This is a genomic window from Flavobacterium sp., assembly GCF_036405015.1.
Classification (GTDB): Bacteria; Bacteroidota; Bacteroidia; order Flavobacteriales; family Flavobacteriaceae; genus Flavobacterium.
Map to the genome: position 1 here is coordinate 1 of NZ_DASWYK010000139.1, position 10,995 is coordinate 10,995.

At 32.6% G+C, this 10,995-nt stretch carries 10 protein-coding genes and 1 pseudogene; 5 read left to right on the plus strand and 6 right to left on the minus strand.

The genetic code is table 11. The features are described 5' to 3' along the window. Both VGE71_RS10585 and VGE71_RS10590 read left to right on the plus strand, forming a co-directional pair. Positions 1-273 (plus strand): annotated as a pseudogene (locus VGE71_RS10585) (NAD(+) synthase); the annotation flags it as partial. Between the two features lie 93 nt (positions 274-366). After that, the gene (locus VGE71_RS10590) at positions 367-996 is read left to right on the plus strand and encodes a response regulator transcription factor (RefSeq protein WP_091492550.1); all 630 of its coding nucleotides are present in this window, start codon (positions 367-369) and stop codon (positions 994-996) included. A gap of 92 nt (positions 997-1,088) precedes the next feature. Here VGE71_RS10590 and dnaG read toward each other — a convergent pair whose 3' ends face one another. The 5 genes from dnaG to VGE71_RS10615 form a co-directional block, all read right to left on the minus strand. After that, positions 1,089-3,158 carry a DNA primase gene (dnaG, locus tag VGE71_RS10595; protein WP_331138305.1) on the minus strand — a complete coding sequence of 690 codons (2,070 nt, stop codon included), beginning with the start codon at positions 3,156-3,158 and terminating at the stop codon, positions 1,089-1,091. 129 nt (positions 3,159-3,287) lie between these two features. Continuing rightward, positions 3,288-4,376 carry a hypothetical protein gene (locus tag VGE71_RS10600; RefSeq protein WP_331138306.1) on the minus strand — a complete coding sequence of 363 codons (1,089 nt, stop codon included), beginning with the start codon at positions 4,374-4,376 and terminating at the stop codon, positions 3,288-3,290. A gap of 32 nt (positions 4,377-4,408) precedes the next feature. Next, positions 4,409-5,137 carry a hypothetical protein gene (locus VGE71_RS10605; RefSeq protein ID WP_144215342.1) on the minus strand — a complete coding sequence of 243 codons (729 nt, stop codon included), beginning with the start codon at positions 5,135-5,137 and terminating at the stop codon, positions 4,409-4,411. After that, positions 5,124-5,684, minus strand: a complete 561-nt coding sequence (locus VGE71_RS10610) for an RNA polymerase sigma factor (protein ID WP_331138307.1) — start codon at positions 5,682-5,684, stop codon at positions 5,124-5,126. Before VGE71_RS10610 ends, VGE71_RS10605 begins: the two co-directional genes overlap by 14 nt. 199 nt (positions 5,685-5,883) lie before the next feature. Further along, positions 5,884-6,861: a polyprenyl synthetase family protein gene (locus VGE71_RS10615; protein WP_331138308.1), complete on the minus strand. Its 978-nt coding sequence runs from the start codon at positions 6,859-6,861 to the stop codon at positions 5,884-5,886. 162 nt (positions 6,862-7,023) lie between these two features. On the opposite strand from VGE71_RS10615, the gene VGE71_RS10620 reads away from it, so the two are divergent. Continuing rightward, on the plus strand, positions 7,024-7,884 hold the full coding sequence (locus VGE71_RS10620; protein WP_331138309.1) for a hypothetical protein: 861 nt from the start codon (positions 7,024-7,026) through the stop codon (positions 7,882-7,884). Between the two features lie 185 nt (positions 7,885-8,069). Here VGE71_RS10620 and rlmN read toward each other — a convergent pair whose 3' ends face one another. Continuing rightward, positions 8,070-9,113, minus strand: a complete 1,044-nt coding sequence (gene rlmN / locus VGE71_RS10625) for a 23S rRNA (adenine(2503)-C(2))-methyltransferase RlmN (RefSeq protein WP_331138310.1) — start codon at positions 9,111-9,113, stop codon at positions 8,070-8,072. Between the two features lie 335 nt (positions 9,114-9,448). On the opposite strand from rlmN, the gene VGE71_RS10630 reads away from it, so the two are divergent. Both VGE71_RS10630 and VGE71_RS10635 read left to right on the plus strand, forming a co-directional pair. Then, positions 9,449-10,009 (plus strand): YceI family protein, encoded by a 561-nt coding sequence (locus VGE71_RS10630; protein WP_331138311.1) that lies wholly within the window; start codon positions 9,449-9,451, stop codon positions 10,007-10,009. A 302-nt stretch (positions 10,010-10,311) separates the two neighbouring features. Then, positions 10,312-10,881 (plus strand): YceI family protein, encoded by a 570-nt coding sequence (locus VGE71_RS10635; protein WP_331138312.1) that lies wholly within the window; start codon positions 10,312-10,314, stop codon positions 10,879-10,881. The last annotated feature ends 114 nt before the right edge of the window (positions 10,882-10,995 follow it).

Here is a 10,995-nt window from a genome sequence, read left to right on the forward strand (position 1 = left end):
GCTTTAGGAGAATTTTTAGAAATTCCGCAATCAATTTTAACAGCTGCACCTACAGACGGATTATTTGGAGACAATCGTACAGATGAGGATCAATTGGGAGCAAGTTATGATGAATTAGAATGGGCAATGTTAGCCGCGGAGTCAGGAAAGACGGCATCTGATTTTGAAGGAAGAGAAAAATCTGTCTTCGAAATTTATAAACGATTAAACACCAGTAACAAGCATAAAATGGAAGCAATTCCTGTGTGTGAAATACCAAAAACGTTAAAATAATTTTTTTTAACATTTGTCAGCTATAAACTACAGAATTTATTTATTAATTTTACAGTTCCAAAAACATGAACAATTCTAAAAAAGGTAAAAATTATGATTAAAGTATGTCTAGCAGACAATCATCCTGTTACGCACTTTGGCGTTAAGTCTTATTTTAAAGACCACGATCAAATTTCAATTGTTGCCAATGTCGGCAATTTTTCAATGGTTAGAGATATTCTTCAGACGAAGGAAATCGACATTCTAATATTAGATTTAGAGTTAGAAGGTCTTTCAAGTATCTTTGAAATCAAATCAATCCTGAAAAATTTCCCAAAAACAAAAATTGTTATTTTCAGTGATCTTGCGGAGCAAATGTACGCTCCAAACGCTATTAAAGCAGGAGTTTCCGGGTATGTACACAAAACAGAAAAACTAGAAACACTAGGACATTCTATTATTAAAGTACAAGAAGGAAAAATCATCATCAACGAAACAGTACGCAAAAACATGGCCCTTATTGCGAAACAAAGCAAAAGTGAGCGTCTGTACAGAAAACTTTCTAACCGTGAAATCGAGGTTTTACGTTATTTAAGTGATGGTAAGAAAAACAATGAAATCTCTAAAATCTTAAACCTGAACGAAAAAACGATCAGTACTTACAAATTAAGATTATTGACTAAATTAAATGTTACTAATTTAGTTGACTTAGTAAACAAAGCTAAGACTTTAGAAATTATTTAATTCTAAATCGGAAAACTTAAGATTTAAGTTTCTCGAAACCTTTTATAAAACTCTATCTTTTTGATATCTCAAATAGATAGAGTTTTTTCTTTTTAGTGATATGGAACTACTACGCGACCTAATTTCTTCGAAAAATTATTCAACAGTTTAGAATAATCCACAACCATACCTAAAACTTCCGAATTATCTTCTTGCGGATCATTCAAAAGTGAATTTTTCAATTCTGCAATAATTCCAGAAACCAAATACCATCGCATCGAAAAAATAGTATCTGAAACATTCTGTTCTATGGTTTCACTTTTATGTTTAGGAAAAATATTCTGGCCTTCCCAATTGTGAATGGTCAATCTTTCATCTTCCATCAAAATATTGGTTACTTCCTGAGCAAATTCAGGTTCCAAATGCATCAAATATTTATCTAAACTAAAAGTCTCATTCTGGTTATAGAAATCAATAATATTACTGTAAATATTTTGAAATAAAGCATTAGATAATTCTACCTCATCTTCCTGAAGACTTAAATATATTTTTTGAAATACTTTATATTCTCGTTTTTCAGAAACTTCTTTTACATTCCCTTCTTCATCGGCTTTTAAATAAACGTCTTCAAAGTTTTCTACGACACTTCCGTATAAAAGAAGAATTTCAATAATTTTTCTTTCAAAGCCATCCAAAATATTAACCTTTTCTGCTTGTGGTACTTCTGGAGGATAACCATAATCACCAGGATAATCATCTGGCGGTCCTGTTCTTGGATCTTCTGGATCTCCTCCTGAAAACGTACCTCCTTGTGGAGGCTGATTTCTAACAACTTCAAAAGGTCTTTGTTCTTGTTTTTGCTTTTTGTTAGCGTCAGCAATATCTTTTTGAATCAGCTGTGCTAATGTACTCGTCAAAACCTGCTCCGAAATATCCATAATACGCGCACATTCCTGAATATACACTTCTCGTTGAATACGATCTGGTATTTTAGAAATACTCGCTACCATATCACGAATCAAATCGGCTTTTTTTATGGGATCGTTTTTTGCTTCACCCATTAAGATCGAAGCTTTAAACTGTATAAAATCTTTACTGTTTTCTTCTAAATAAGAAACCAATGCATCATGCGAATTCTTACGGGCAAAACTATCAGGATCTTCTCCCTGAGGGAAAGAACAAACACGAACATTCATACCCTCCTCCAAAATCAAATCAATTCCTCGAATAGCCGCTCTTAAACCTGCTGCATCTCCATCAAAAAGAACTGTAATATTTCGTGTCAAACGGTTTATTAAACGAATTTGATCTGGAGTTAAAGCTGTTCCAGATGAAGCCACGACATTTTCTATTCCTGCCTGACTAAACTGAATCACATCGGTATACCCTTCAACTAAATAACAGTTGTTTTGTTTTGCAATGGATTGTTTTGCATGATAAATTCCGTAAAGCACTTTACTTTTATGGTAAATATCACTTTCTGGTGAATTCAGATATTTTGCCGCTTTTTTATCATTGGTTAAAATACGTCCCCCAAAACCTAAAACACGTCCCGACATACTTTGAATCGGAAACATCACACGGCCTTTGAATCGATCAAACGGACGATCTTCTCTTGGAATGGTTAAACCTGTACTTTCTAAAAACTCTAATTTATATCCTTTTCCAAGGGCTTCTTTCGTCAAAGCATCCCAGGTTTCTGGAGAATATCCTAAATTGAATTTTTTAATCGTTTCGTTTGTAAATCCTCTTTCTTTAAAATAAGATAAACCAATTGCTTTTCCTTCTTCAGAATTAATCAAAACATCCTGAAAATATTTGGCAGCAAATTCAGAAACTAAATACATACTTTCACGAAGATCTGTGTTTGCTTTTTCAGCTTCGGATTGCTCGGTTTCTTCTATTTCAATATTGTACTTTTTTGCTAAATATCGAATAGCTTCGGGATAAGTAAACTGTGAATGTTCCATTAAGAATTTAACGGAATTACCTCCTTTTCCTGTACTAAAATCTTTCCAGATTCCTTTTGCAGGCGAAACCATAAAGGAAGGAGAACGCTCATCTGAGAACGGACTCAAACCTTTAAAATTACTTCCTGCGCGTTTTAAATTCACAAAATCGCCAATAACCTCCTCTACGCGAGCAGTTTCAAAAACAGAATCTATGGTAGTTTGTGAAATCAAAATGTATTCAAATTTTAAAAGTTGAGAGCTTGCAAAAATACGTAAATCTTGTTGGAATTTTTATCATTTTAAATCAAAAAAAGCATCCCAAAATGAGATGCTCTTTACTAACTAAACTTAATTTTATTCTTAATTGAAATCGAAGCGAATACCTAACGAAATATTGTTCTCGTCTACCACATTGTTCTTAAATATTGGATTTAAATCATATTTTAAATACAGGCTTGTTGCTTTATATCCTATATAAGTACTTAATCCATAAACAAAATTATTTACATTATAATCGCCTTTTGTTTTTTGAGTGGTTTTATAATCATTGTCTTCATATTTTAAAATCTGTTTTGATTTTACATTGACTCCTGTATAACCTCCAAATCCCATTCTAAATCCTTTGTGCGTTCTGTAATAACTTTTCCCGTCATGATTTCCGTCTTTCGAAAAATCAAATTCTAAATGAACAGGAACTACCAAATACACATTTCGAAAACGAGATTCTTTTAAGTGTATCGGATTTGTTAATAAATTAGTTTGATCGCCATCTACAACAAAACTACGATTGTCTGTTGGACGAAGATTGTTATACATTAATGAAAGTCCGTATTTAGCATGCAATAAATTGTTGTCATTTAATATTCTAGAATTCAAAGTCAAACCCCATTCGTAAAAATGCGAACCGATAAAATCATAATTCGAATCCTGAAGTTTTCCATCAGACAATGTATTATTTAATCCCATTGCAAATACAAATTGAGAAGTTGTTCTTTTAGATTCTCTTTTCACTCTATCATCTTTACTATCGTAAACTTTCATTGCCGGAATTTTTATTTCAGTTTTATGCGGATTAATTGAATCGCTATTGGTACCAATTAACAAAACAGTTCCTTTATCTTTGTTGTAGTTCACTTTGCCATCTACTTTTTCCTGAACCAATTCTTGCAGTTTTTCTTGCTCAAGAGCCACTCTATTTTCTATGTTACGAGCTCTTTTTTCTGCAAAATCTTTTTTCTTCTTTTCTGCTTCTTCTTTCGAAATTGTTCCTTCTACTAATTGATTATTAACTTCATCTACTTCCTTCTTTAAAGCAGCTTTTTCTTCATTTGTAATTTGTTCGATGTTAACCGCAATTGCTTTTGCTTTATTCTCAAAAGTTTCTTGTCCTACCATTTTTGTAACAAATAGGAATACTAAGAGAAATAGATAAATTGTAAAATTTTTCATGATTACTTTTTTTGATTGATTTGATTGATGATTTAATTTTTAATGTTTCGATTTTCAACAGCGACTTTAACGGTATGGTAACTTTTATTGATTTTTGCAATCATTTTTTCTCTAAAAGAAAGTTCCAGTTCTCCGTCAACTTGGTCTAATAAATCGTTAGAATCAATTTTGATTTTTGATTTTGTTTTAACTGCATTTTCTGCTAAAATCTTAGTTTCAGCTGTTTCTAATAATTGATCAACATTTTCTTTTTTAGAAGTTTCAGCAATTAAAGTTGAATTGTTGGTTGATTGTTTTTCTTGATTGTTTTTGATGATGATTGAAGACTCCGCTATTTGATTTGACTCATTTTTAATGATTTTATTTGAAATTTGATTCTGAGTTTTTTCGTTTTTATTTATTTTTTCTTGAGAAGTTTTTTCAGCAATTGCAGTTTCTGTTTTTACGGAATCCACAGTAGTTAAAGCTGGATTTATAATCGATTCTTTTTGAGTTTCAGTTTCATTTTCTTTCTCCACAACTACTGTTTCTGGCGTCTTAATTGTATTTTTATGTTGATTGAAAAATAGCGTCCCAACCAATAAAAATCCGATGAAAGTTGCTGCGATAAACAACCATTTTCTTTTAGATTTTTTAGCTGGTTTCTTTTCTTCTGCTACACTCAACATCGCATCCAATCGATCCCAAGCTTTGTTGCTTGGTTCGATTTCGCGTTGGTTTAGTTTGTCACGGAAATCCTTTTCAAAATTATTCGGTTCCATTATCTTGTTTTTTTAAAATAGTAATTTGTGTTTGGAGCATTTTTCTAGCGTGCGATAATTGCGATTTTGATGTTCCTTCATTTATTCCTAACATCTTGGCAATTTCATTGTGTTTGTAGCCTTCAATCGCGTATAAATTGAAAACCATTTTGTAGCCATCCGGCAAAGCATCAATTAAATACTGAATTTGTTCTACGGTAAACTGGCTGTCGATTTCGTTGAAACTTTCTTCAACAAAAAATTCATCTTCGGCAAATTTTACTTTTTTCTGAACTCTTAAATAAGAAATGCATTCGTTAACCATAATTCGGCGGATCCAGCCTTCAAAACTTCCTTTGTGTTCAAACTTGTTTAAGTTGGTAAACACTTTCATGAAAGCCGTTATCATTACATCTTCTGCCAATTGAATGTCCTTTATATATTGACGACACACGCTTAACATTTTAGAAGAATATTTGCCGTAAATCTGCTGTTGTGCCTGACGATTGTTTTCGACAGCCAACTTTATGATTTTGGTTTCTTCTTGATGTAACGAAATAATTTTCATTAATACGCTTTGGTTTTTGGTTTTAGAAACAGACTTCTATTATCATAGACGATTGTCGATTTGAAATGGTTGCATGAGGGTGGAAAAAATTCAATAAAAATAAATTCCAAATTCCAACCAACAGAATATTTAACTGATTTACAACAAAGTAAAACAATTATATAATTAAAAAATTTTCTGACTATCTAATTAAACAGGGTTATTTCTTTCTCTCAATAACATAATTCACCATCAAAGTCAAAGCGTCTTTGTATTCTGAATCTTCGAAGTTTTGAAGTAATGCAAGTGCTTCTTGCTGGAATTCGACCATTTTATTTTCGGCATAAGCCAAACCATTATTGTTTTTTACAAAGGCAATCACTTCTTTTACGCGTTTTTTGTCTTTGTTGTGGTTTTTAATGGAGTTTATTAACCACTTTTTTTCTTGCGGAGTACAAGTATTTAAAACATGAATTAAAGGCAAAGTCATTTTTTGCTCTTTAATATCTATTCCGGTTGGTTTTCCGATGGCTTCTTCGCTGTAATCAAATAAATCGTCTTTGATTTGAAATGCCATTCCGATCAATTCGCCGAATTTGCGCATGTTTTCAACCTGAGCATCATCTTCGATTACGGCTTTCGCGCCAAGCGCACAACAAGCTGCAATAAGCGTCGCTGTTTTCTTTCTGATGATTTCGTAGTAAACCTCTTCAGTAATATCTAGTCTTCTTGCTTTTTCTATTTGAAGTAATTCTCCTTCGCTCATTTCTCGAACGGCTACAGAAATGATTTTCAATAAATCGAAATCACCATTATCGATTGAAAGCAATAAACCTTTAGACAATAAATAATCTCCCACTAAAACGGCGATTTTATTTTTCCAAAGTGCGTTGATAGAGAAAAATCCGCGGCGGCGATTACTGTCATCCACAACATCGTCGTGTACTAAAGTTGCTGTGTGAATTAGCTCGATTACCGAAGCTCCGCGATAGGTTCTTTCGTTTACCGTGCCTCCAGAAACCATTTTTGCAGTCAGAAAAACAAACATCGGGCGCATTTGTTTTCCCTTGCGGTTTACAATGTAATAAGTGATTCTGTTAAGTAACGCAACCTTTGAAGTCATCGATTCATGGAACTTCTTTTCAAAAAGTTCCATCTCGTTAAAAATAGGCTGCTTTATTTGAGACGTAATATTCATTTAGACTCCAAATATACTATTTTAAATAAAAATACGTTGTGTATTTTAGGTTAGGATTTTAATATTTTAAGCCTTAATCTAAAAACAACCACCAAAAATAGCTCTAACTAATACTGATTTGAATTCATTAACTAAAAAAGAAGAACCCAAAACTATTTATTTATGAAAACAAAATTTTTATTAATTAGCACTTGTATTACTATGTCTTTTTTCATCAGCTGTAATTCTGATGAAAAAACAAATGATGGATCGGGAACAGCGATTACAAATGAAGAGATTATCACCAATTCTAAAATCGATGCCACTGTAGATGATGTTACCAATATTGCTGAAGATCAATTTACCTCACAACTGAATATAAACTCAAAATATAGCGGACCAAAAAAGAATTTTCTTCCAAGCTGTGCCACTATAACTACTGTTTTAACCAATAACACCTGGACAAAAACAGTAGATTTTGGAGTAGAAGGCTGTACTTTGAATAACGGAAATACGGTAAAAGGAAAAATGATTGTTTCTTTTTCTAATGATTTCAGTTCTTCAACCCAAACAATCAGTTATACTTTTGAAGGATTCTATCACAATGGCAAGAAACTTCAAGGAAGCAAAAGTATCGTTAGAACCATTAAAGAAACCAATATATTAGTTACCGCCCACCCTGTCTCTACAGCTTCTATAGATTTAACGATTACTTTTGATGATGGAAAAGTGTATACCAGAAAAGGAACTTTGGTTAAAGAAATGACCTCTGGTTATGATACTTGGTATGATTGGGACGATAATGTTTTTGTGGTTACAGGAAGCGGATCAACAACTTTCCCTAACGGAGATACTTATTCGGCTGAAATTACAACTCCTTTAGAATTTAATGCTGCATGTAGAAAATCTTTTGCAGTTAAAGGAATTGTTTCTATTACTAAAAATACTGCTTCGGCAACTTTAGATTTCGGAAATGGAGAATGTGATACTCTTGCAACAGTTACTAAAGACGGAGTTACTGAAGAAATAGATTTGAAAAAATAGTATCCTTTTTGCCCAATAAAAAAGCATTAAGAACAAGCGATTTCTTGTTTTTAATGCTTTTTTTATTTGTTAAATCAAATGTCCCGATGGGACATCTTTTCACGTTCAATATTTTTTTCTACCGACGAGATACTCCTAACGGAGTATTTTTCCTCCAAACTATCCCAAATTCCTGACGGAATGTTTTATGCTTCTTTATTGGCCAATTGTCCACAAGCTGCATCAATATCTTTTCCGCGACTTCTTCTTACTTTGACCACTACTCCAATATTTTCTAACGCTTTTATGTAAGCCATAATAGATTCTTCTGAGGCTTGTTGGAATTCGCCGTCATCAATTGGGTTGTATTCAATTAAATTAACTTTGCATGGAACATATTTACAGAATTTCACCAACGCGTCAACCGAAGCTTTATCATCGTTGATTCCTTTCCAAACTACATATTCGTATGAAATTTTACTTTTGGTTTTTCTGTACCAATATTCTAAAGCTTCACGTAAATCTTTTAAAGGAAAGTTTTTACTAAAAGGCATAATGCGAGCACGAGTTTCGTCGATTGCTGAATGCAGGGAAACAGCTAATTTGAATTTTACATCGTCATCTGCCATTTTTTTGATCATTTTCGGAATTCCAGAAGTCGAAACCATGATTCGTTTTGGAGACATTCCTAAACCTTCTTCAGAAGTAATCATGTCGATTGCTTTAATGACATTATTATAATTCATTAAAGGCTCTCCCATTCCCATAAAAACAATATTCGAAAGCGGGTGATTGTAATACAAACGACTTTCTTTATCAATAGCTAAAACCTGATCATAAATTTCGCCTGGTTCCAGATTACGCATTCTCTTTAATCTTGCTGTTGCACAGAAATTACAATCTAAACTACACCCAACCTGACTTGATACACAAGCTGTAGTTCTGGTTTCGGTCGGAATTAAAACAGACTCCACTACAAGTCCATCATGAAGTCTTACGGCATTTTTTACAGTTCCGTCACTGCTTTTTTGCATCGTATCAACTTTGATATGATTGATCACAAAATTATTTTCAAGCATCGATCTTGTAGTCTTTGCCACATTTGTCATATCTTCAAAACTGTGGGCTCCTTTGCTCCACAACCACTCATAAACCTGATTTCCGCGAAAAGCTTTATCTCCATTTTCAACAAAAAAATCGCGAAGTTGCTCTTTTGATAAGGCTCTTATGTCTTTTTTCTCCATTTGCATGCTGCAAAGTTAATCACTTTTGTGATTTTTCTTTGATTTTTAGATGCATTCTTAAAATCTATTTGAAAAAAAACTAACATTTTACTCCTCCACAAAAAAAACACAACTCAATAAAAAACAAACATTTAGATATCGAAATAGTTATTCACAACAGTTTTAAATCTATTGTAACGTTTCTATTCATCCTTTACTATAAAAATTTAATAAAACTTTAGCCATGATTTTTATCATTCCGTTTCTTTTATGTGAGCGATAATTTTGATCCAAGAAATAAGGTTAGTTCACAACCACATTACAGAACTCTCCTGATTAAAATTAACCTATACATAATCAAGATGAAAACAATTAAATCAATCCTATTAACAGTAGTCTTTACGACAGTTTCTTTGCAAGTAAATGCTCAAAAAACATATACTGTAAATGCAACTTCAACATTCGAAGTTGCTGGTACTTCTACCGTACACGATTGGGTAATGAAATCTACAGAAGGAACTGGAACCGCCAACTTAACTATAAAAGATTCGAAACTTACTGGAATTAACAGCTTGAACATTTCATTATTAGCTGAAAGTCTAAAAAGTTACAAAACCAGTATGGACAAAGTTGCCTACGAAGCTTTGGACACAGAAAACCATCAAAATATTGAATACGTTTTAAAATCTGCAGTCAAAATCGATGATACAACCTGGAATCTAACCGGAGTTTACACTATTGCAGGAATAAGCAAAGAATTTGTTACTCAAGTAAGAGTAACTGCAAGCAATGGTAGTTTTATTTTGCAAGGTTCAAATCAGCTTACTTTTGGCGACTTTGAAATGGCACCTCCAAAAGCAGCACTTGGTGTTGTTAAAGCCGGAAAAGATCTTACGGTAATATTCAACATTGTATTAAGCTAATAGCTCTTTTTGAGTGTTAAAAAACTTCAAATTCTCGATGAAGTTCTCACTTTCAAAATCTTAAAATTTTCACACATTAATAAAATCATACGTTCTTTTTTGCCTTAGTGATCGATTTCGTAAAAAATGAAAACGTTGTAGTTATTAAATACCTATTTAATAAAATTTTAACAATGATTTTTATCATGTATTCCTCTGATTTATAGAAGGATCTTTGATACAAGTTAAAACAACATTCTTAGTACTAAATAGAAACTGGCCGACTTATTAACTTATTTCCATAACAATATAACATGACAAAAATGAAAACAAATACCTTAAAATTCTTCGCATTAGTAACTGTTTTTTTAGGAATCACTTCAATTGCTACAGCTCAAAAATCATATGCTTTAGACAGCAAATCAACTTTCTCTGTTGCAGGAACTTCAACACTTCACGACTGGGAAATGAAATCGGCTTCTGGAACTGGAACTGCATCACTTAATATCGCAGGTGGTAAACTAACAGATATTGAAACATTATCAATCACACTTCCTGCAGAAACTGTAAAAAGCGAGAAAAAAAGCATGGATAAAGTAGCTTACGAAACTTTAAAAACAGACAAAAATAAAAACATAAAATATGTTCTGAAATCTGCAGAAAAAGTTAACGAAACTACTTGGGAGTTAACTGGAACTTATACCATTGCAGGAGTTAGCAAAGTTTATAAAACTACCGCAAAAACAACTGTGACAAAAGATGGTTTAAACCTACAGGGATCTAACAAAATCACTTTTACAGATTTCGGAATGAAATCACCAACAGCAATGCTTGGAACAATTAAAACAGGCCAAGACCTGACTATTAAATTCAATTTAAACTTTAACCTATAGCCGCCATGAAGAAGATTTATATCCTATTTATTACACTTATCAGCACATTTGCTGTTAATGCACAAGTTAGTTTTGGAAACATGCAAAACCAAATCTCTAGAGGAAAAGACGGTA